Raw genomic sequence first — 22,164 nt, 5'->3', positions numbered from 1 at the left:
CTATATCAGAACAGCTAGTACTTAGTTTTTCAGGATTTTAACCATCTTCTGCTCTTTGATCGTTGATACCTGCAACAGCAGCATACCCGTAGCCTGGCGGCGTACATCAAACGAATGATGCTCTACCTCACCGGCCGATTCGATACGACGGGCTTCGATGATGCGTCCATTCAGATCAATCAGGTGCAGTTGCAGAGCCTGACCTTCGGCACCACGTACATCCACCGTCAACACATCCGTTACCGGATTTCCGAGTACCTGCAGAGTAAGCTCCGTAACCGTTTCGGGCTCAGAGATACCGATACGGGCAGCGGCATTACAAGCCGTAGGCGTGAAAGCTAACTCTACCTCATCATAGCCTCTTCCATCGCTGCGGCGCTGACGGGCGCGTAGTTTCAGGCTTCGGTTGATGTGCTTAGCTTCCAGTGTAAGGGTGGCCTGCGTAGTCCAGCCGGTCGTAACTGATGCTACCTGGTACTCTATCTCATTACCGTTACCAGCAATGGTACGGATGGTCAGGCGACCGGTGTTGCAGTCATAGTCAGGGACCAGCATCTTCAGCGGTCCGGCTACTACGGTTAGCGTAAAGCTGGCATTAGCCGAAAGACCTGCCGGATCGGTAGCTGTAACGGTTACCGCAAATTCGCCGGTAACAGCTGGCATACCGCTGATCACGCCATTGTTCAGGCTGAGTCCTGCCGGTAGGCCAGTGGCCGTGTAGGTAAGTGTTTCATTCTCCGGATCCTGGAATGCGGTTGTCACATCCAATTCAATAGCAAATCCAGCCGTAGCCGACTGATCTGCTATTGGCGAAGCTACCGGAGCCAGATTAGCCTGAATTACCGTAACGGTAACCGTCTTGGATAGGGTCTGCTTTTCAGGGTTGGTAGCGTCTGTCACTTTAACAGTAAACTCATGCACACCAGCCGACAGGTTTGAAACTGTGGCCGTAGCACTGGTCGCGTTGGTGATAGTACCGGGGCCGGTCCACTCGTAGGTGTAAGGCTCAGTACCACCCGACACCGTAGCCGTCAGACTGGTTGATTCGTTCGAAAGAATCTCGGCAGGAGTAGCAGTTACGGTAACAGCCAGTGGCGTAACCGGAGCAGGTAGTTGAGTAATATCAAAACGAGCCAGTACCGGATTGTGGTCAGACGTAGTATTGGCATAGTTAGGAATGCTCAACGGCTGCATTACATAGACTGATTTATCAAGGTAGGCGGTAGCCAGTTCACTCGAAAGGATCATATGATCAATAAAGCTGGCCGAAGGATTAAAAGTAGAGCATCCCTGGTTTTCGAGTGGCAGTGTGATGGCCGAGTAGTTAGACACATCCGATACAAACGGCAGGTACGACGAGGGCTGGTTGGCAGCGATAGAGCCATTCAGCTTATCATTATAGTCACCCAGTATGATGATGTTAGCTTCGGGGTATTCAGCATCCAGGGCGGTTTTGAGATCCTGAATATCCTGCTTACGGCGGTTGTAATCCGAAGTGGCACTACCTGACTTAGCGTGGATATCTACCACGTGTACACGACGGGTTTCTCCTTGTAAGGATACGTCAGCCACGAACATAAAAGGAAGACGTCCTGACGACCAGCCGTTACCCGAAGGATAGTTGTACTTATCAGCCAGCAGAGGCTTAGTTTCTTCTAGTACCGGCGTTACCGTAGCGGTATTATAAATGATACACACCTTCTGGGCCAACGAAGTAGGTCCAAATACGGTAGGCGGATTGCCCGTTGGTACCTGCTGACATTCATCCTGGAAGTAGTAAGAAAACTTGTCCGAACAGATATAGCTGTAGTTACCGCCGGGTATAGCTTTCACCGTAGCCTCCAGTCGATCCGTACTACTCATTTCCTGTACGGCGATAATATCCGCGTTCAGCTTCTCAATTACCTTGATAGCATTGGTCTGCTGCAGGTCTTCGTTGAGTGGTCCCATATCTTCATAGTTCAGGGGACCTTGTGGACAAGCGATAGTACCTGCATCAGCTCCAAAGAATTCCATGTTCCAGGTTGAGATATCCAGTGTCTGGTCACGCGTCAATGTAGTAGTGCCGCCCGGAGTTTCACATATATAGTCCTGAGCCGGAGTTGATCCGGGAATATCTTCCAGAATACGTGGCTGCAGCTGTAAACCATTGGTACCGGGGGTGGTTGATCCGGAAACAAAACGGTCGGCAATACCGGTCACGGTTACTGGGTTGGACGACCGTCCGGCTCCTGCCAGCGGTGAATTAGCGTTAATACGCAGTGTAGCCGACTGACCACCTGCTGTGATGGTATAGTTGGTATTACCGGCAAAGGTAGCTCCCTCAGGGCTGATGGAGGCATTTGTTACGGTAACAAGCTGTCCCTGGTAGTCAGACAACTGATCGAGGGTGATTACCTTTGGAGCCGGTATCTTTCTAGGTACATCCGCAACAACGGTAAAGTTATCAGTACCCGTTATTTCAGTAAATCCATTATATACTGATATAGGACCTGTAACCTGCACCAGGTCACCCAGCTCAACCATGGTAGAGAAATCAGGTCCAGAAGGGCCGCTATACACGACTATTCCCCCCGTTTCGTCCTGAATGTAGATCTGACGTGCCCCCAACTGGTCGGTCACCGTCACGCGGCCGATAATGGTAAAGATCTGGCCAATGCCAGCACGGGCAATGTTAATGGGTGTAAAAGGACTATCCGTATTGACAATACCACTCACGGGTACTTCCAGCGTAGCACCGCCACCCGTCAGGGTTATTGTACCCGAGTAAGTACCTGCTGACAAACCGGCTGCTAACTGCACGGTTACCTCAGCCCCCGAAACTCCTGAACCACTGAAAGAGATAGTAGTGGTCGATACTGTAAATACCGGATTGGATGAAACGACTGTAATTTCACCGGAAGCAGCAGACAAGTTTCTGGCTGTAACCGTGAAGGTTTTAGTGGCGGGGCCGTTTCCTTCTACATAATACAAGGCATCTGTCCCCGTCAGAGCAGCAGGATTCGTCTCGATAGCAGGTCCTACCGGAGTAGAGTTACGTGGATTGGGGGCTCCGGTCTCAAAGTCAGCCCGGTTATCATCGGTATCAACACTTCCGTTCGACTTGCGCAGAGCGGCGATTGAGCTGTTTAGCGTAGGTGTAGCACCAGTACCTTCAAAGCAGTTGGCCGAGCCAAATCCAACGAGGTCAACTATAAGTTCATCCGTAGGACATACACCGGATAGGGCCGTTGTGGACTTTACCAATGCTACTTTACCTGATGCAGCCGCCATTGCAATAGTACCAATGGCATCAGGAGCAGGAAGATCCGTAGTACCTGCCGACCCGGCAGCCTGCTGTATCAGGTAATAACCACCAGCCGGAATAGTGCCGCTCAGATTAGTACGCTGCCAGCTGGTTCCCGTAGAAGAAGCATACTGTACACTCCATCCGGTGAGGTCAACGGCCGAAGTACCCGGATTATATAGTTCTATGAAATCATTCTTGTAAGTAGCACCGGAGTTACCTCCACCGCCGTACACCTGGCTGATTACAACTGTACTTGTAGTGGGTGTAGGCGCCGTAACGGTACCGCTCACCTCTACACCAGCCGAAAGATCACCGCTTAAATGCGTGATGGTCCCGCTTACAGGTCCTGCTACGGCACCCGTCAGGCGGGCATAAAGTTGAGCCGAAGTAGTAGACTGAGGTAAAGTTAATGCAGAGCTAAAAGTAGTATTATCAGTACTTATTTCCACCCCAGCCGGAGCCGTAACAGTAACATCTCCTGATAGCTCAGTAGCCGTGAGCGAATAGCTTTGGCTGGCCGACGCGTTTCCCGGCGTAGTAGTGAAGCCGGATAATGTAGTAGGAGCCACGGCCAGGCTAGCCTGTGTTACAACGGAGTTGCGCGGATTAGGGGCACCCGTTTCAAAGTCGCCGCTGTTATTATTCGTATCAATGCTGCCGTTCGACTTGCGCAGAGCGGCCGTTGTGTTGCTTAGTGTAGGAGTAGCACCAGCACCTTCGAAGCAGTTGGCCGTAGTACCAAACCCTACAAAATCTACTGAACTTTCGCGTGGACATGCTCCCGACAAAGCCGTTGCAGAGCTCACCAGCGCAACTTTACCGGCTGTTCCTGACATGGCAATAGTACCCGTAGCATTGGGGGTGGGTAACTCTACGGTACCACCCGATCCCTGTGCCTGCTTGATCAGGTAGTAGCCCCCTGCGGGTATGGAGCCATTCAGAGGCGTCATCTGCCAGGTTGTACCGGTTGCACTGGCATACTGTACACTCCAGCCATCAAGGCTAACGGCTACGCTGCCGCGGTTGTAGAGTTCAATAAAGTCATTTTTGTAAGTAGCTCCGGAATTACCTCCTCCACCATACACCTGACTGATAACAACATCAGTTGCAGACTGCGCCCACGTCTCTCCCAACGGCACAAGCAGTAACAAGCTTAGCAACAGCCTGTAAAAAAATCGTAAATGTTGATGCATACTATTTAGTTTGAGTTTAGGACAAATTTAGGCAGGATTGAGCGGTGCTTTGATTAACAAATGGTTACCAACAGGTTTGGTGAATATTAATTCTGAATGTTGTTTGGGGCATTTAATCGCAACAGCAGCGAGAAAGATTGGACTTATCGGGGACAAGCTCTCACTAATTGACTGGCAATCAGCGAAGCTGATTTACCCGTAGTTGATCAGCCCGAGGTAACATTGGGGTAATACCGTTTACGAAGTCGGTCGAATAGTACCATTAGTACTTCCCAAGGTACTACCCCTACACGGCACAATACAGGTATAACTATGTCTGATTATTATGTATATTTCAGCAGTTAACTGATTATGTTATCTCTGTTTAACCCTACCCTATTCATTACTTCATGAACCAACTTGCCAAAGCTTACCCCCTCCTTTTTATGGCCCTGCTTACGGCCTGCAGTACCAGTGAAGGTGTCCTAGATAACAATGACGGATCGGCTACCCTCAGCGCAGACAGCCTCAAGAAGCACGTAGCGATACTGGCTTCCGATGATTTTATGGGCCGTAAGCCCTTTACAGAAGGCGAAACCAAAACTATTGAGTACCTGCAGCAGCAGTACAAGGCCGTGGGACTGGAGCCCGGCAACGGCGATAGCTATCTACAGGAGGTACCTATGGTCAATATTGAGGCTACTGCCGCGCCTACCATGCAGATCACTTCGCCTAAGGGTACCTTTTCACTAAGCGCCCCCGATGATTACGTCATCTGGACTGACCGTACCGAGCCCAACATCAGCCTCACTAACGATGAGCTGGTATTTGCTGGCTACGGCGTAGTCGCTCCCGAATACAACTGGAACGACTACGAAGGGCTGGATGTAAAAGGCAAGGTAGTGATGGTGATGGTCAATGACCCCGGCTTCTGGTCCGGCGACACAACCTTGTTCAAGGGAAAGGAGATGACCTACTACGGCCGCTGGACCTACAAGTTTGAAGAAGCCGCCCGGCAGGGCGCCAAAGGCTGCCTCATCATTCACCGTACCGAGGCGGCCGGATACCCCTTCGCCGTACAACAGAATAACTTTAACACCTCACGCCTGCAGCTGGACAACCGGGGCAAGAATATACCGAACTGTGACATAATAGGCTGGCTGCCCGAGACAGTAGCTACCCGCCTGATGCAGGTAGCCGGCTACGGAGCCGATCTGCTGACCAAAGCCGACCAGCGTGGGTTCAAAGCCATACCACTGGGTCTGAAGCTGAGTACGGCTATGAAGGTAAAGACCACCTACAACAAAACCCATAACGTCATTGGCAAGATTACGGGTACCAAGCGCCCCGACGAGGTAGTAATCTATACCGCTCACTGGGACCACCTGGGTATTGGTACGCCCGACGCCACCGGCGACTCCATTTATAACGGCGCCCTCGACAATGCCTCCGGAACCGCCGGGCTTATCGAACTGGCGCGTGCCTTCAAGAGCCTTGACAAGCAACCCGAGCGTACTATAGTGTTCCTGGCCGTCACCGCCGAGGAGCAGGGCTTGTGGGGATCGGCCTACTACGCCCAGAACCCGATCTACCCGGTCAACAAAACCGTTGCCAATATCAATATGGATGGTCTCAATCGTTTTGAACCTACCAAAGACATGGTACTGGTGGGCGAAGGGCAGTCGGAGCTCGAAGAGTATACTAAAGAAATAATAGAGGAAATGGGAGGCTATATCTCGGCCGAAACGCATCCCGAAGCGGGCTACTACTACCGCTCCGACCACTTCAACTTTGCCAAAGTAGGTATCCCGGCCCTGTACCTAGAGTCGGGTGTTGACGTGGTAGGAAAAGGTAAAGAGTACGGCGAAAAGTTACAGGATGAATACACCGAGAAAGACTACCATAAACCCTCCGACGAGTACAAGGCCGCCACCTGGACCATGGCGGGAGCTGTTAACGAGCTCAAGCTCCTCTTCCAGGTAGGTAAGCGCCTGGCTTTTGAAGAAAAGTGGCCCGTATGGAAAGAAGGCTCGGAGTTCAAAGCCATCCGGGAGAAGCAAAGAAAATAGATCCGGGTAGCGTACCACCAGGTAGCCTATTTCTGGATTGTAAATTATAAACAGGCTATGCTCCCAACAGAGGTTCAATTCTGCAGGGAGCATAGCCTGTTACTTTAGACATTACCTAATAGTTCCTATTCTTGGTTCTGAAGGTACTGGCCGGACCATAGTAGGTCATACCCGACTTGGTAATTACGTAGGCCCGTACGGTATACTCAGTATCAGGTTTCAGATTCTGAATGTATGAGGTAAACCGGTAGGGATGTCCATCACTGGCCGTTACGATACCGTTCTGCGTCTGACCGTCATAAGCGCCAAAATCAGGATGATCCGGTGGCAAATTTTTACCTTCATGCAGGATTGGATTTACCACCACGTTACTCCATACATGACCGTGTTCCACTATCGTCCTGCTTCCAACCACATCCAGTGTAGAGGCCACTCTGACAAAGCTTGAAGTAAGATTGTCCATCTCGTTGGCAGCACTACCAGCTTTGTTAAAAGCGGGCGCAAGCTGATGCACATTAAAGAGGACCTTCGAAATAACTCGCTTACCATTTACTGTCACCCCTAAATTGCAATTTTCGGCATCCTTGGGTACTCTCGCGATCAGGCAGGTGGCCGAAGCCGAATCCAGGTAGGCATCTACATTTCCGAATCGTACGGTGTTGTCGTTCAGGCTAGGCGAAAAACCGGTACCTGTAATCATTATTTTATCACCTGTACGTCCTTCACCCGGACTGATGGATGTAATGGTGATACCATTTGAATCACCAGGATTGGGTTCGTCGTTCTTGTCACAGTTGACAAGTGCTACGGCCAGTAAGGGTAGCAGCACTAGCGGATTGATTACTGTCTTTTTCATGGGTTAAGATGTTATTTGTGCATAGTGTTATTGGGACAATAGGTAAAGGCAGAGAGAGTCTGCTTCGGCAGGTGGAGGCACCAGCCGACAAAGGGCAAAAAGGCTGAAATATTTCGTTAAAATCTCGGGCAGTTCAGTCAACTACCGCCATCGGTCGGGGTATACTAGTAGGTAGTGTGGCATGGTGTGAAATGGCTAATAGATGCTTAGAAATTTACTTACTACCTGTTAGTCGCTTTATCCGCATCGGGGGGAAACATCAGATCAGCTTTTTTTAGAAAATTTTTGTTCTCTCCAGCCGATCTTGGCTGCATACTATGCGTACTGTACTTTCTGATCCTGACAGTGGTCACACAAACACTCCAGATGTCGTAGTACCTCCTTGCGTCTTCTGCGCGATATCGGTAAGGTAGTACCATTGACCAGGGTGATGTAGTAGCCATCGTAGCTTTCTATGTACGACTTGTTAATTAGTTCTGAACGGTTTACCCGTACGAACCCCTTCGGGCTGAGTCTGTCTGCCAGTATACCCAGGGTAGTGGCGACGATGATTCTTTTTTTTCTGACCAGGTGTACCTGGGTATAGTTGCAGTCAGCCCGGCAGAGGATAATCTCCCCGGCATCAACCAGTGTGTAGCCACCAATGTGTACACTGGATATGGGAAAAGTTGTGGATGTAGTGTTCATAGTTGATGTGGATACGTATGGCTGATGGAAGATTACTTACTAAGGGATGAATCGCTTATTGGGTATCAGCGATCAGTAATACATCCACAAAGCCCGAATAAGGGTCATCAATGCTACCACTACCATCCCGCAGGAGCAGGTTCACGCTGAAAGTAGCCGTACGATCACTAAATGTGATGGCATTAATATCCACCTTCTCCTGTAGCAGGTGGTGGTCGCCGTTGTTAAATCGCAGGTTAAACCCGTTGATAGCTGCTCCCACACTCCGGATACTACGGGTAAAAGTGGCCGATCGGTTGATGGTCTGTTCGGCATCCCTTCTGGAAGGGAAATCGATCCGGATGGTTTGGAATTCAAGTGCCATAGCTTTGAAAGGTTAAATGGTGAATGATAAAACAGCTGTGTTTCATCGGTTTTGAAATGAATTTCATTGGGAGGAAACCAACTGTGACTGCTTAGTCGGGAAGGGTACGAGAGCCGGAAACAAATCCGGCAATTTATTTTCAGAAAGTTGTTCTGCCGTTTCCCGACGGGCAGTCCGTTTGGTGTTCTTGTCGTAGTAGCTGTTCAGTACAGCCTTAGCGTATTCACGTCTGGATGATGCCGTCGACATCCGGTCAATGGGATAAAAAGCCATCACGAGTACCTCCTCCACCTGTAGGGTACTCTCCCCTTCCCGATGGATAATATATAGCGTGTCGCTACGTGTACCCTTTCCCGTTTTTACTTTAGAACCAAATGAATCACCCGTAGGCAGCACCCCCGGTATGGTATAGTAGACCGAATCCTGCGGCAACCGGACCTTCAGCAGCACCGAAAAGCCGGGCTTGTGCAACCCAATGTCACTCAAAGCGACTGCGTAAGTACCACCGGGTGCCAGTGGGGGTACTTTGGATAAATAAAAGGTAAGAAAATGAGACTGCGCGTACGTGGGCAGATAACCTAAGGTGGCACAGCAGGCCACCAACAGGGAAAGTATCCGGGTTTTCATGGGTCGCAAGGGTTAGGGATGAACATTAATGTGAGTTTGTCTGCCCCGTTAGTCGTATTGCGACGCACTAATGGTAACCGTTAAATCATATTTTTCTGATTTACAGTTACATTATGTATATTTATTTCTTCGAAAGACCCCACACCAGCGTATGGCTTTATTTTCCAGGACACCCCCTGATGATTCTATCATTCAGGGCATTTGTAGTGGCGGTGCAAAGCGACGCCAGTATGAAAGACAGCTTTATGAAAAATACGCGTATCTGATTAGGGAGGGTATGCGCAAGCACAACTTGTCGGAGCAGGATAGCTCCATAGCTTACTCGGACTCAGTACTAACGGTGATTGAGCACCTCGTTGCCGATCGCTTTCAGGGCAGATCCGAGCTCAAAACCTACCTCTACCAAATATTTTCTAATAAATGTGTTGACCTTATTCGTCGGAATACGACTAACAAAGCGCAGGTCCATCGTTCCGAAGGGCTGACCGAAGCCCTGAACATGCTGCCCGATGAGGCTCGATCAGTGGTGCAGGACCTCGTGATGCAGCAGGACATGGATCTGCTCCGGCACCGGCTCCGTTCGCTGGGCGATAAGTGCCAGCGTATACTGTGGGCGTGGGGTGAAGGCTATAAAGACGATGAGATTGCAACCCAGCTCGACTACCAGTCGGCAGCCGTGGCCAAAACCAGCCGCCTGCGCTGTCTGGAAAAGTTGCGGGAACTGTACCACACGGGTAGCAAAACCAATAAGTAGAAGCACAAGATCATGAACGAGCGCATAGAACAATATTTTAACCGGCAACTGCCGCCAACCGAGCAGGAACAGTTTGAACAGGAGCTGCTCCATAACACCCAACTGGCCGAGGAGGTAGCCATGTACCTCAGCGTAAAGCAGGCTCTGCGGACAGAAATCCTGGCTGAGCGCCACGCCGAATGGCAGCAATTAGCTCCGCTCCCTGCCAAAAATCAGCCCGTGGGCCGAGTAAAGGCCCTCCGCTCCTGGTACTCAGCCGCTGCCGCCGTACTTGTACTGGCCATAGGGGTAGTATGGTTCTGGCTTAACCCGCTAGCTCCTGATGTCCAGCAACTGGCCGATGCCTACGTGGAAGAGAACTTCACTACACTATCAGTACCCATGGATGGCGACATCGATAGTCTCAAGAGTGCCATTCAAAGCTACCACGACGGTGAGTACACCACCGCTAAGCTGATAGGGCAGGAAATGCTGCAACGGAACGCCAACAATGCCGATGTGCTGATATTAGTAGGAGTAACCGCCCTGCGCCAGAAAGAGTATGATCAGGCCATTACGTACTTCCATCGCCTCGCGGCCATACCTGACTTAAACGCCAACCCCGGTACCTTCTACGAAGCAATTGCCTACATCCAGCGGGGGCAGCCCTCGGATCTCGACAAGGCCAGGCAACTCCTGCAGACAGTAGTATCGCAGGAGTTGGAAGGTGAACGGGAAGCTAAAAAGTGGCTGGCTGAAATGGTAGATAACTAGCAGGTCAGGTACCTGACTTTGTAAAGCATAGAGTATTGCAGATACCAGTAGAAGTGCCCATACTTAGCCAGTACACTATCAATCCTATACCCACACTAACCTTGATAAGAGATGGTAAAAGACTTAGACAAACTCAGCGCAGAGGAACTTGCTGATCTGGCAATTTTCACGCCCGTACAAAAGAGAGTTGAAAAACTGGAAGGACGTCCCGATGATATTCCTGGCCATGGAAAACCAGATAACGCCTACAAGGGAAAGCCCGGAAACCCTAATGGTGGAAATGCTAATGAGCCTGAAAATGTCTACTATGTTATTCCCAACCAGAAAGTACTAACGCTTCATCCGAAAGATTTAAGAGAACTGGTATCTAAAAATGATAATGAGGTACACCATCAGGGACCTTCACAGAAAGATGATTCTCAGTTAACCGATTCGCTGAATACCGCACTTGACTACCTTAAGAGCCTCATTCAGTTTCTGGAAGCCAAAATAGACTGGGAGCTCAGGCACAGTGAAGAGGAAAAAGCTGGCTTAAAGAAAAAGCCGAAACGACCAGTACATGATAAAGAAATCACCTTCATTGGAAGGTTTAAATCCAATCCCAATAAGGAGGTACTATTCAGAGTTATTCGTATAAACGACTGCCTGAATGACATAGAAGAATTTGAATTAGGAAAGCCTAGTGTAAATATTCTTGTAGAATGGGATGAAGTATATGCCACTCCTCCGGGTGACATTGAGCTCTCATTTGTAAATGTGCAGGCTGATAATCTTCTATTAGTCAACCATGAGGTCAAATCCAAGCCAACTTATCCCCCACAGGCATCCGGAGAGGTAATTTACGCCTATGACTCAGACTTTAAACCATTTACGATCAGAGGGTCTTTGGCTACTAATGACAGCCAGTTCTATAGTGATTGGTTAGATACCCACAAACCAATCCGGCCTATTGTAGCCGTAATGGATACAGGACTAGCCTATAAATGGAATAGCATAGTATGCAGAAAGAGAAAGAAGGGTAGGTACTTTATCCATTTCGACAGGATCAAGCATCAAAGATATTTTCTTATAGCGAAGGCACGTAACAGCGAGTGCGTACCTGTCAAGAACTTTGGCTTTTGTGGCGTTACCGACTACTTACTCAAACCTGTCTACATTGAGCAGCTACGGGTTTTACGGCAGTACACGACCGCCCAGATTATGGCAAGTCCCTATGACGACAACCTTGTAGATGTTAAAGTGGAAGGTGACGTAGTGGTTAAAAAGGCCGGCAGACACGGCACTCTTGTATCTGCTATTATCAATTATCCCTATCCCAGGGTATCGGAGCCGGCGAATCAGGTACTGCCCGTTAAGGTTTTCAACTACGGGGGGGTGGGTACTTTATTTGATGTACTGAGTGGCTGCAATTACATCATAGCCAGCAAAAAAGCAGGTGTAGATATTAAGATCATAAATGCCAGCTTTAGCGGATCACTAAGTAATGCGGGGCGGTATATGCTTTACCAGAAGTTGAAGACTATTACTGAAACCCATAAAATATGGGTAGTAGCAGCAGCAGGCAATCAGGGGTGGGATCTTAATGAACGTCCGCTGTATCCGGCCAGCTTCGGGCTACCTGCTGAAAGAGGCGGCCTGGAGAGAGTAATCACGGTTACCTCAGCCTACAGTGCTGGGGACATCGTAGGCAATCGGGGCGATGCTGTTTCTATCAAGGCTCGTTCTGCGTTTCCCGATGGTTTCCTGTCAGTTCTTCTGATGGAAGGCGGTGCACGGCTCCAGGGTACCTCATTCGCGGTGCCTTACGCCGCCGCCGTGCTGGCTACCGCACCCAATACCATTACGACCAGATCCGATGCTATCGAGTATCTCTTAGCTCACCCTATTCCGGGAGTAGTATCGTTTGAACGTCCTTAACCCCTTCTGCCATGCGTACGCTGCTGATTAGTTTGGGTCTATTGTGTACGGTAGTGACGGGGCTGGCTCAATGCCCCTCCCGGCTGCAACTCCACACCGAGTTGCAGCCTCTCCTGCCCGACCGACAGGATAGTGCGTCGAGAGTACAGCAGCAAATACAACTACGTAGCTGGCTCGGCCGCTGGCAGCGCTGCCACGGCCGGGCCGATTCGAGCTACGTAGCCGCGCTCAACCAGCTGGCCTATACGCACATCCTATTCCATGACACCGCTCCTGCCATTCGCTATGTACAGGAGGTCATTGCCCTGTATAAAAAACCAAATTTGCGTCTCAAAACCAGCGCACTGGCTATGTCGTACTTCCGGCTGGGAGCCACTCTTAGCCACGCCAACGAAGAAGAGCAATCCATCCAATACCTACTAAAAGCTACCGAAATAGGCCAGCCTCACCCGGAGGCAAGGCGTTGGGCGGCCCTGGCGTACCCCTACATCATCTACTACTACTCCATAAAGGGTGATTACGAAAAATCGTTACTATACGCTGAACAGGGAGAGAAAATAGTGGTAGCAATGAGGAATGATATGGCCACCTTTGAACTTCTTCACCAGAAAAGTCAGGCCCTGACTGAGTTGCGACGGTATGAGGAAGCCAGACGGACTCTTGAACCTGCCATCGCACTGATTCGAAAATACCCCAAATCATATGAGGCGTATGCCTCTCAGGAGCGACTGATGGGACGTATTCTCAGAGAAATGGGACGAGCGGAGGAAGGCCTGAAACACTATCTTCTGGCTTATCACATAGCCCGGAAAAACGGCCACGAAGATCTTTCTGACTTTGCTAATTCACTGGGTGAGCATTACTATATGATCGGTCACAATAGCAAAGCGCTTACCTACTACCAGGAAGCCCTACGGCTCAACAAAAGTCAGTCCAGTACGAGTATCTTACTGGACAACATCGGCCTGACTTATAGCCGGATGAACCAGTTCGAGAGGGCCCTGCAGTACCACCAGCGTGGTCTTACCAAACTCTCCATCGCCTACACCGATACTCAACGCACCTCTCTGCCTTCCGCGCAGACTATCCGTTCTGAGTTCCAGAAGGAGTCTTTTCTGGTCAATGTTCAGGATAAGGCCGATACCTGGCTCCGGTATGCCCAATCGCAGCAGAATGATCGTACCAAACTGCGGCACGCGCTACGTACCTACATGCTGGCCGACAGCATGATTGACTACATGCGGTGGGAGCACACCCAGGAAGGCTCCAAGCTGTTCTGGCGGCAGAAAACCCGGAGCATGTACGAAAAAGCCATCCACACCTGTTACCTGCTCAATGATCCGGCGTCTGCACTGTACTTTTTTGAGAAAAGCCGGGCGGTACTCCTGAGCGACAAACTCAACGAACTGAATGCCAACCAGTTGCTCAAGCCCGAAGAACTGGAACAGGAAAAATGGTTACGGAAGCAGATCGCTTCTCTACAGATTCAGCTTAGCCAAAAGCCATCTTCGGACACATCACTGCCCAGGCTCCGTACTCAACTACTCGAAACCCAGAAAGAGCAGGACCTATTCATAAAAACCCTGGAAAGCAACAATCCTCAGTACTACCGCTACAAGTACGACCGTCACGTACCCGATCTGAATAGTCTGCGCCAACAGTTAACCGCTTCCGAAGGGGCCAGCCAGGCTTTTCTGACCTACTTTGCAGGCGATAGTGCTCTTTACGGGATCTACATCAGTCCGCAGCAGGTCACATTCAGGAAGCTAAACCAGAGTGAATACCTCCGGATCCAGCAGGAGCTAAGTGCATTGCTCGTTAGCCGGGAGCAACAGAACCGCCGCTTCAATCACTACCTGGAGGTGGCGCATGGTATGTACCGGCACCTGATAGCGCCCTTTGCTATACCAAAGGGTACCCGACTTATTATATCACCCGATGGCGACTTTATTCCGTTTGCCGCGCTGAGCCTTTCACCCCAGCAACCCGACTACCTCATCCGGCACCACGCCCTGAGCTATACCTACTCGGCTCGTTTTCTGGAAGCAGCTCCGGAACTCCGGTCCGGTTGGTGGAGCGACAAGACGTTCCTGGGCATGGCTCCGGTCGAGTACAAAAGGTTACAGCAGGCTACCTTACCCCGCTCCGACCTGGCCCTGGAAAAGATCCAGAAGCACTTCCTGTTTCCCCGAAGCCTGACCCGGCAGGCCGCTACCCGCCACGCCTTTGTGGAGCAGGCCCCCGATTACCGCATCGTGCAGCTATTCACCCACGCCGAGGCCGACAGTGCCCGCACACCGCAGCTCTACTTTGCCGACTCGGTGTTGAGTCTGCCCGATCTGGCGGCGGTTCGGGAGTTTCGTACGCGGCTCCTGGTACTTTCGGCCTGCAAAACCGGCATCGGCAAGCACCAGCGGGGCGAAGGCGTATTCAGCCTGGCACGGGGCTTTGCCAGCCTGGGCATCCCCACAACCCTTACTACCCTATGGAGCGTCGAAACCAAAGCCATGTACGGCCTAAACGAACTCTTTTACCAGTCCATAGCCGATGAACTCCCCCTGGACCTGGCCCTGCAGAAAGCTCAGGTCGAGTGGCTCGCCACCGCCAGTCAGGGCAACCAACACCCCTACGCTTGGGCGGGGGTAGTACTGGTAGGCCGCACCGACCCGATTCCAGTACATTCATACGCGACCGTAGGAGCAGCTACGCTGGTGTTGCTCTTATTGGTTGGTTTGATTGGGGTGCCCAGGTACTTCATGAAGAGAAAGCGAAGTTTGATGCCAAGGATCAGGCATTGAGACTATCTAATTTAGAATTTAAGAATTCATCGCAATGCATCAACATCTCCACAAGAAAACTCACTAGCTAATGAAGTAAAAGACTATTTAGTACCTACCCCTTCCCAAACCTTTACGAGGCTGTACAGTTTCATCTGCGGGCCAGGCTCTGACCGATCTATTCAGGTTGTGACGGTCAGGCTGTATACTCTTTTAGCAGACTGTATGATTATTTCTCTTTTTATAAGACATTTTAAAGTGTTCCGGGGTGACCATTTTATTCCCTTGTCGAGTGGTAGCGGGTTTTCGAGCATTATTGGTGATAACGGCGTGGGGAAGAGTACCATTCTGGAAGCACTGGATATTGCTTTTGACAGGAGGTTTTTTATTGACTGGCCCATCAACAACGAAGCCAAAGCAGAAGGCATCAGTGGCGACAACTTCCCCTACCTGGCCCCTGTATTCGCCATCCGGAAAGATTCCCTCCGTAAGAGTACCAAGGAAGAATCAGCACTTTACAAGAAAGCCAAAAAGCTTTCCGACTACTTGTGGAAGTCCGAGGCCCCGGAAGATGCAGAGGGAGTACTAGGGGCTTTTCAGCAGTATAAGCAGGAGCTAAGTACCCGGTTTGATCAGGAGGAGTACCTGCTGCTGATTATTGGCAAGAAGTTCGACGAGAACGAAATCTACTTCGGTCCTTTTCACCACAGCCTGGACTTTATTGGCGGCAAAGCCGATAAGGAGTTCAAGGAGGAAGACATTCAGACGTACTTCAGCGGCTTTTATGACTACATCAACAGCCATTACTCCTACATCTACATACCGGTAGAGACGGATGTCAATACCTACACCAAGCTGGAAACGCAGGACATGCAGAAGCTCATGGACCGCAATATCCAGAATGTAATTGTGAAGGCCATAAAACCCAGCACGCTCCGGCAGATCAACAATGACCTGGACGAGTTTATCAAAGATATTGAGGGGGTACTGGAAACCTATGAGTACAAAGGGCACTACAAGAATAGCCTGACGATGCCGGACCTGGTCTCGAAGATCATCGAGGCCTACTTCTCCATCAAGGTACTCAATAAGATTACTGAGGGCGGCACTGGACGCATACCTGTCAGTGAGCTGAGCTCCGGGGAAAAGCGGAAGGCCCTGATTGATATTGCGTACTCGTTCCTGGTAAAGAATACCGACCGGGACTCGAACCTGATCCTGGCCATTGACGAGCCGGAGGCTTCCCTGCATATATCCAACTGCTTTGAGCAATTTGAGAAGCTGATCGGCATCAGTAGACAGAACCACCAGATCCTGATTTCGACGCACTGGTACGGGTACCTGCCCATTGTGACCCACGGCAGCGCCACCTCGCTGAAATCAGGGACGGACAGTAGTGTGACCGTCAGCTTTTTTGACCTGTACAACTACCGGGAGGCTATCACCAACGCCCGTTCCCGGGTGAAAGGTCCACTGCCGGTCGACTACAACATCAAGAGTTATAATGACCTGGTACAGTCCATCGTATTTACGCTGCTACAGGAAGACCCGTACTACTGGATCATCTGCGAAGGCATTTCGGAGAAGATCTACTTTGAGTACTACTTTCAGGAGGAAATTCAGAGCAAAAGCCTCCGGATCCTGCCGGTTGGTGGATATCGCGAAGTCAAGAAAATATACGACTACCTCAAATTTCCGATGCAGGACCCGGACTACGCCATCCGGGGCAAAGTATACTGTCTCATAGACACCGACCAGGAGCGGGTGGAAGTAGACTACGCACGAAACAAAAATCTGTTCTTCGAGCGGTTACTGAACGTAGAGGGGAGCGGCACGGAGCTTGTCGACATCAACAGTAACCAGACAAGCCCCCCGACTGAAATCGAAGACTGCCTGGACCCGGTTATTTTTTACCAGACTCTGATGGAATTTTCGTCCGAAGATGAAAACCTGGCCAACATTCTGAAAGAGTACCCCCTGCTGGATGGAGCTCTTAGCTCATCCGACTTCCTGGACCTGCGCCGCACCGACCGCCAGTACATCAAAGATTTTTTTGACTCCAACTCCGGCTCCAATAAAGTATGGTTTGCCAAGAAGTACATTGAAATAGCTCAGCAGTCCTTATTCGCAGATAACCAGGAACCGGGCTGGATCTCGGACATCAAGAAAAAGCTCTATGGGGAGGGCGAGCAGCAGTAAAAGCACTGGGCCTTTCCTCTTTTGGTTTCACTGATTGGGGCTGATTACCTTTTGCAGGTACCAGGCCTGAGAATGACAAACAATCTTGCACCTGGAAGGGTTATACGTTTAACTATTCCCGCCAGAACTAAGATTTCATTAACAACAACTGACCAATAAGACTTTAAAGAACCGCTCTGATAGGGTGGTTCTTTATTTTTTACCCCTGTGGTTCCACCAGTACTACTTCTTCCTTGTCAACTATGACAGCTCCCTCGGCCAGCCCCTTGGGCTTGCGGACAAACTTCTTGGGCGTGACAATGACAGGACAAAGCGTATCGGTGCGTCGCTTGGAATACCAGGCGGCCAGTTGTGCGGCCCGCTCGATGACCGGTGCCGGAAAATTCTTACCCGCCTGGTGCTTGACTACCACGTGCGAGCCCGATACGTCGCGGGCGTGCAGCCACAGGTCTTCCTTATATGCGTACTGCCGCGTGAGCAGGTCGTTGTTCTTGGCGTTGCGTCCTATCAGTATAGTATAGCCCTGGTACTCAACCTTCTTAAAAAGATCTCCCTGCAACGGGGCATTGGTAGTTTGTTTGAGACTGTGTTTTTTGATGTAGGCCCGTAGCTCGCGTAACTGTTCCATACCCCCGATTGCTTCCAGGTGAATATGTAGTTGCTGGAGTTCCTGCTCGCGCGCTTCGGAGCTCTCCTGTAGCTTCGTTATTTCGATCTTCTCGTTCTTGGCCTTTCGATAGTACATCTCCGCGTTTTTCTGCGGCGACAGGTCCTTCTTGAGCTTGATTGTAATAGGCTGGTCGCGGTAGAAGTCGTACAGCTCCACCCGCTCGGCCCGCTCGGGTACCAGGTGCAGGTTGGCCATTAGTATATGGCCCATCTCTTCGTTCATTCCGCCTTCTTCCAGTTCTATGAGCTTTTGGAAGTTGTTCTCGAGGTACCTTTCGGTCTGCTGGAGCCGCTTGCGGAGCAGACGAACTATCTCCCCTTTCTCCCGCTCCACATTGCTCATCCGGACGTGGGCGTAGTAGTAGCGGTTCAGCGCTTCGAGAGGATCGGTATACGTATCCCGGACCTCTCCCATCGGCAGCAGCGACAGGAAAGGCGTATAGTTGAGAATAGTCAGGTAGTAGCCGTCTGGATTTTCGAGCTCACTTACCACCTGCTGGATAACCGCCCAGCGCTCTTTAGGCTCGGATATACCGGACATTTGCTCTTTCAGATACGCGTTTACTTCCTTCCCAAAGGTTGGGTACAGGACCTCATGTCGAAACTCCTGTTGCTCGTAGGCTTCGTAGCTTTGGTCCAACGGTCGGGTGAGCTGACTGTGCTGAATCTGCTGATCGGCTACCAGCTTGTTATTAAACAGGTCTACGGCCTGCCCTGCATTATCAAAATGAATAATATTGGAACGGTTACCAAAGAGCTTGAACACCAGTGCATCACCGCCTTCCAGTTCTATACCCAAAGCGCGCTCGTTCAGGTAAGACTTCACTTCAGTAACCGGCCGGTCGTACAAGTCCGTGAACAAATCTACACTATTGCGGCGGGCGCGATCAAACTGGTCAGGAAAAGTCAGACTGGCGAAGTCGGAGCGTAGCGACGCCTTGATGAAGAAGGGCTTGTAGTAGTTAAGCTTACCCCGCGCCTCGGCAAACACCAGGATGATCTCATCCTTTTCCTGGCTGAAAGCTTCCATAAAGCGCTTGCCACTGATCTCGTTGTGAAGACGGGGAGCCAGTTGACGTAGAAAGTAATAATTCTGATGCACGAGTTGTAGGTACCTGGGTTCAGCCGCAAAGGTAGGGGTTTTGATTTGAGCTCTAAGCTTTATGCCTTAAGCTATAAGTAAACGAGGCTCAGTTTCCTGCGCCTCGTCTAACTGAATTATTCATTGGTGGGAATGAAAAAAAAGAAAATATTCAAACATGACACTTTACTCCATTCCTTCTTTCCTCCCCTCCTCCTTTACTTATCACTCTGAGCAATCATCCGCTGAACGGCCTCTTCAATGGTGTACTCCAGTTTCTCCATCTTCTTAGGCAGTACACCTTCGGCTACAGACTTCAGCACTACCGAATTGTCATCGGCATCCACCATTTCGAGGGAAAGCCTGCCCATATCGTAGCGGCCTACTTCCTTCTCCTCTACCTGCCATCTCCAGCGGTACTGGCCCACGTAGCGTGGTGCACCATCGTTGGCAAAGTTAGTCTGGCGAGTCTGGATTTTCTCGTCTACAGCCAGGCTGATGTTGATTTTCAGAGCCGGATCGAGGCTTTGCTGCATCCCCTTGCTTCGCAGGTTACGCGCAATGGCATCCTTCATCATGTTGATGCTATTATTGAGTCGTACCTGGCCCGGCAGGGGAAGGCTATCGCCTTCAATGTTTATCTCACCAAACCCGAATGTTGGGTACTGAGCCGCGTTAAGCTCCTGGGCTTTATGGGCATCTACGACCCGCACCCGTGGGCTGCACGAGGCAACGGCCAGCATACTGATCAACGCAAATATATAAGTTGTTACTCCTCTCATCTTCTGCACGGTTATGTAATAAATAATAGTTGTTATTATAACGAAATAACATAAATACCAAGCATATAGTGCCCCATAGAAATCTCTATCGGCACCTAACCTGAGCAGTAAAAGAGTAAATTATTATACCTCCAGCGTAAGGCCATCAAAGGCCAGGCGGATGTGGGGAGGAAGCTCCGCCTCGACGGCCTCGTGCAGGCCCATGCGGTGGCTTAGGTGGGTAAGATAGGAAACGGGCACGTCCAGGCGGTTGATAAGCTCAATAGCCTGCGGAAGTGTAAAATGAGAAATGTGAGGCTCACGCTGAAGGGCATCCAGGACCAGTACTTTGGAACCTTTGACTTTTTCAAGTTCCTGCTCGGAGATGTAGTTGGCGTCGGTAATGTAGGTAAAGTCGCCAACCCGGAAGCCGTAAACAGGCAACCGGCCGTGCATAACCTCAATGGGTGTAAAAAGGACCCCTTCTATCTCAAAGGGCTGGTTTGTAATGGGGAGAAGATTCAGGTGAGGCACACCGGGGTAGCGGTCCTCCTCGAAGGCGTAGTAAAACTCACGCTCGATCTGGTTCAGTACCTCCTGCCGGCCGTAGAGTGGCATGTCCCTGCGCTGGCGGAAGTTAAAGGCTCGTACATCATCCAGACCGGCTACGTGATCCTTGTGCTGGTGGGTAAATACAACGGCATCCAGCGTACGGACCCTCGCCCGCAGCATCTGCTGCCGGAAGTCCGGACCGGTATCAATAACAAAGGACTTTCCCTGTACCTCCAGCCACACCGATACCCTCAACCGTTTGTCGCGGTAGTCTAGTGAACGACAAACGGCACAGTCGCAGGCGATAACAGGTACCCCCTGCGACGTACCGGTTCCAAGGAAAGTAACCCTCATGTAATCTGCTTACTTATCAGTATGATGCGCCACTACTTCAACCAGGCGGTCAAAGTTGAGTGGTTTCATGAGGGCATCGTTAAAGCCTGCCTCTTTGAAGTCTTCGTCGGAATAATTTTTGGCGTTACCGGTGATGGCAACGATTGGCGTCATAGCCTTTTGGGGATCACCAAGAGCACGAACAGCACGGGCACATTCCATACCATCCATGATCGGCATATTTATATCAAGAAGGATAATATCAAAGTTTTCTTTCTCAAGAAGCTGTAATACCTGCTCACCATTTTTAACGGCAGTGATCTCGTAATTCTGGAATTCAAGGATTTTACGAGCTAGATTTTGAATAACCGAGCTATCTTCGGCTATCAATACACGTTTGGTATAAGACATGTTGAATTGTCGGGTTTGTTTATACAATTGACATGGTGAATTTAGGTATATTTCGAATTAGTAAGCAAGTAAGCCAACCTTTATTGGTAAAATTCATCCGTTTTTTTGTGAACATTACCTGATATTCACGTACTTATTTATCCTGACAGAAACCCTTTCTATCACTGCTATCCAGAGTCTAATATAGTAACTTTTAACTATTTACAACCATACGGATCATCTCCCTGGCCAAGTCTCAACACCTGCTTTACAGGCATATCCTATCAACTTTACTATTTCGTTAATCTACTGCTATGCTACGCTACCTGTTCCTCTTTTTACTCTTATCCAGCCCTCTGTTTGCTCAAGACTACGAGGAGGACATCGCCGTCCACCGCGATGAGTACATGGAGGAATTCCTGACTACGCCTAACTCCCCCCTAAAAAAAGAAGACCTGGATGGGCTGCGCTTTTACAACCCCAATATAGCCTATCAGGTAGAGGCCCGCTTTGTCGCTACGCCCAAAAGCGAACCCTTCGAGATGCCCACCTACGACGGCAAGAAGAAGACCTATGTCAAATACGGTGAACTACACTTTCAGCTGGAGGGTAAGCCCCAGAAGCTGGCCGTGTACCAAAGCCTGAGCCTGCGTCAGCTACCGCAGTACCGCGACTACCTGTTTATCCCCTTCAAGGATATGACCAACGGCCAGAGTACCTACGGCGGAGGCCGTTATCTGGACCTCCGCCTCAAGGACATAAAGGAAAAACGCTTATTGCTGGACTTTAACAAGGCTTATAACCCCTACTGCGCGTACAGCGACGGGTACAGCTGCCCCATCCCACCGAAAGAAAACAACCTCAAGGTAGCGGTTGAGGCCGGCGAAAAGACCTACGGCAAAGCTCACTAATAG

General features: G+C 50.3%; 16 protein-coding genes. 7 read left to right on the top strand and 9 right to left on the bottom strand.

Annotated features, from left to right (window positions below; translation table 11 throughout):
- Nucleotides 1-21: 21 nt before the first annotated feature.
- Nucleotides 22-4,440, bottom strand: a complete 4,419-nt coding sequence (locus JUB14_RS08485; RefSeq protein ID WP_207505429.1) for a lamin tail domain-containing protein — start codon at nucleotides 4,438-4,440, stop codon at nucleotides 22-24.
- Nucleotides 4,441-4,871: 431 nt separating this feature from the next.
- On the opposite strand from JUB14_RS08485, the gene JUB14_RS08480 reads away from it, so the two are divergent.
- A complete protein-coding gene (locus JUB14_RS08480) occupies nucleotides 4,872-6,530 on the top strand; it encodes a M28 family metallopeptidase (protein ID WP_207505428.1) in 1,659 nt (552 codons plus the stop codon).
- Nucleotides 6,531-6,645: 115 nt separating this feature from the next.
- Here JUB14_RS08480 and JUB14_RS08475 read toward each other — a convergent pair whose 3' ends face one another.
- The 4 genes from JUB14_RS08475 to JUB14_RS08460 form a co-directional block, all read right to left on the bottom strand.
- The gene (locus JUB14_RS08475) at nucleotides 6,646-7,386 is read right to left on the bottom strand and encodes an IPT/TIG domain-containing protein (protein ID WP_207505427.1); all 741 of its coding nucleotides are present in this window, start codon (nucleotides 7,384-7,386) and stop codon (nucleotides 6,646-6,648) included.
- Between the two features lie 315 nt (nucleotides 7,387-7,701).
- On the bottom strand, nucleotides 7,702-8,073 hold the full coding sequence (locus JUB14_RS08470; protein ID WP_207505426.1) for a LytR/AlgR family response regulator transcription factor: 372 nt from the start codon (nucleotides 8,071-8,073) through the stop codon (nucleotides 7,702-7,704).
- Nucleotides 8,074-8,128: 55 nt separating this feature from the next.
- The gene (locus tag JUB14_RS08465; RefSeq protein ID WP_229367590.1) at nucleotides 8,129-8,437 is read right to left on the bottom strand and encodes a hypothetical protein; all 309 of its coding nucleotides are present in this window, start codon (nucleotides 8,435-8,437) and stop codon (nucleotides 8,129-8,131) included.
- A gap of 63 nt (nucleotides 8,438-8,500) precedes the next feature.
- Nucleotides 8,501-9,064 carry a hypothetical protein gene (locus JUB14_RS08460; RefSeq protein WP_207505425.1) on the bottom strand — a complete coding sequence of 188 codons (564 nt, stop codon included), beginning with the start codon at nucleotides 9,062-9,064 and terminating at the stop codon, nucleotides 8,501-8,503.
- 151 nt (nucleotides 9,065-9,215) lie between these two features.
- Between JUB14_RS08460 and JUB14_RS08455 the strand changes: the two genes are divergently transcribed.
- The 5 genes from JUB14_RS08455 (at nucleotide 9,216) to JUB14_RS08435 (ending at nucleotide 17,464) form a co-directional block, all read left to right on the top strand.
- Complete coding sequence (locus tag JUB14_RS08455) at nucleotides 9,216-9,818, top strand: RNA polymerase sigma factor (protein WP_207505424.1); 603 nt, start codon at nucleotides 9,216-9,218, stop codon at nucleotides 9,816-9,818.
- A 12-nt stretch (nucleotides 9,819-9,830) separates the two neighbouring features.
- A complete protein-coding gene (locus JUB14_RS08450; RefSeq protein WP_207505423.1) occupies nucleotides 9,831-10,571 on the top strand; it encodes a tetratricopeptide repeat protein in 741 nt (246 codons plus the stop codon).
- Between the two features lie 111 nt (nucleotides 10,572-10,682).
- Nucleotides 10,683-12,488 (top strand): S8/S53 family peptidase, encoded by a 1,806-nt coding sequence (locus JUB14_RS08445; protein WP_207505422.1) that lies wholly within the window; start codon nucleotides 10,683-10,685, stop codon nucleotides 12,486-12,488.
- A gap of 11 nt (nucleotides 12,489-12,499) precedes the next feature.
- Complete coding sequence (locus JUB14_RS08440) at nucleotides 12,500-15,286, top strand: CHAT domain-containing protein (RefSeq protein ID WP_207505421.1); 2,787 nt, start codon at nucleotides 12,500-12,502, stop codon at nucleotides 15,284-15,286.
- A 204-nt stretch (nucleotides 15,287-15,490) separates the two neighbouring features.
- A complete protein-coding gene (locus JUB14_RS08435; RefSeq protein ID WP_207505420.1) occupies nucleotides 15,491-17,464 on the top strand; it encodes an ATP-dependent nuclease in 1,974 nt (657 codons plus the stop codon).
- A gap of 199 nt (nucleotides 17,465-17,663) precedes the next feature.
- On the opposite strand, the gene JUB14_RS08430 is transcribed toward JUB14_RS08435, so the two are convergent.
- From JUB14_RS08430 to JUB14_RS08415, 4 genes are all read right to left on the bottom strand, one after another.
- Nucleotides 17,664-19,235, bottom strand: coding sequence for an NFACT RNA binding domain-containing protein (locus tag JUB14_RS08430; RefSeq protein WP_207505419.1), 1,572 nt, complete (start codon nucleotides 19,233-19,235; stop codon nucleotides 17,664-17,666).
- A gap of 197 nt (nucleotides 19,236-19,432) precedes the next feature.
- Nucleotides 19,433-19,996 (bottom strand): DUF4136 domain-containing protein, encoded by a 564-nt coding sequence (locus tag JUB14_RS08425; RefSeq protein ID WP_207505418.1) that lies wholly within the window; start codon nucleotides 19,994-19,996, stop codon nucleotides 19,433-19,435.
- 123 nt (nucleotides 19,997-20,119) lie between these two features.
- Nucleotides 20,120-20,881, bottom strand: coding sequence for an MBL fold metallo-hydrolase (locus tag JUB14_RS08420; protein ID WP_207505417.1), 762 nt, complete (start codon nucleotides 20,879-20,881; stop codon nucleotides 20,120-20,122).
- Between the two features lie 9 nt (nucleotides 20,882-20,890).
- Nucleotides 20,891-21,271 carry a response regulator gene (locus JUB14_RS08415; protein ID WP_207505416.1) on the bottom strand — a complete coding sequence of 127 codons (381 nt, stop codon included), beginning with the start codon at nucleotides 21,269-21,271 and terminating at the stop codon, nucleotides 20,891-20,893.
- A 293-nt stretch (nucleotides 21,272-21,564) separates the two neighbouring features.
- Between JUB14_RS08415 and JUB14_RS08410 the strand changes: the two genes are divergently transcribed.
- Entirely contained in the window at nucleotides 21,565-22,161 is a 597-nt protein-coding gene (locus tag JUB14_RS08410) for a DUF1684 domain-containing protein (RefSeq protein ID WP_207505415.1), read from the top strand.
- Nucleotides 22,162-22,164: the final 3 nt, after the last annotated feature.

Source organism: Telluribacter humicola, from assembly GCF_017355935.1.
Lineage (GTDB): Bacteria > Bacteroidota > Bacteroidia > Cytophagales > Spirosomataceae > Telluribacter > Telluribacter humicola.
The sequence above is the reverse complement of the archived record's forward strand: the minus strand, read 5'-3'. Positions and strand labels throughout refer to the sequence as shown.

Bases quoted from the DNA above. Each gene is read 5' to 3' on its own strand.
- JUB14_RS08480 (WP_207505428.1), top strand. From the start codon at position 4,872: ATGAACCAACTTGCCAAAGCTTACCCCCTCCTTTTTATGGCCCTGCTT.
- JUB14_RS08475 (WP_207505427.1), bottom strand. From the start codon at position 7,386: ATGAAAAAGACAGTAATCAATCCGCTAGTGCTGCTACCCTTACTGGCC.
- JUB14_RS08470 (WP_207505426.1), bottom strand. From the start codon at position 8,073: ATGAACACTACATCCACAACTTTTCCCATATCCAGTGTACACATTGGT.
- JUB14_RS08465 (WP_229367590.1), bottom strand. From the start codon at position 8,437: ATGGCACTTGAATTCCAAACCATCCGGATCGATTTCCCTTCCAGAAGG.
- JUB14_RS08460 (WP_207505425.1), bottom strand. From the start codon at position 9,064: ATGAAAACCCGGATACTTTCCCTGTTGGTGGCCTGCTGTGCCACCTTA.
- JUB14_RS08455 (WP_207505424.1), top strand. From the start codon at position 9,216: ATGGCTTTATTTTCCAGGACACCCCCTGATGATTCTATCATTCAGGGC.
- JUB14_RS08450 (WP_207505423.1), top strand. From the start codon at position 9,831: ATGAACGAGCGCATAGAACAATATTTTAACCGGCAACTGCCGCCAACC.
- JUB14_RS08445 (WP_207505422.1), top strand. From the start codon at position 10,683: ATGGTAAAAGACTTAGACAAACTCAGCGCAGAGGAACTTGCTGATCTG.
- JUB14_RS08440 (WP_207505421.1), top strand. From the start codon at position 12,500: ATGCGTACGCTGCTGATTAGTTTGGGTCTATTGTGTACGGTAGTGACG.
- JUB14_RS08435 (WP_207505420.1), top strand. From the start codon at position 15,491: ATGATTATTTCTCTTTTTATAAGACATTTTAAAGTGTTCCGGGGTGAC.
- JUB14_RS08425 (WP_207505418.1), bottom strand. From the start codon at position 19,996: ATGAGAGGAGTAACAACTTATATATTTGCGTTGATCAGTATGCTGGCC.
- JUB14_RS08420 (WP_207505417.1), bottom strand. From the start codon at position 20,881: ATGAGGGTTACTTTCCTTGGAACCGGTACGTCGCAGGGGGTACCTGTT.
- JUB14_RS08415 (WP_207505416.1), bottom strand. From the start codon at position 21,271: ATGTCTTATACCAAACGTGTATTGATAGCCGAAGATAGCTCGGTTATT.
- JUB14_RS08410 (WP_207505415.1), top strand. From the start codon at position 21,565: ATGCTACGCTACCTGTTCCTCTTTTTACTCTTATCCAGCCCTCTGTTT.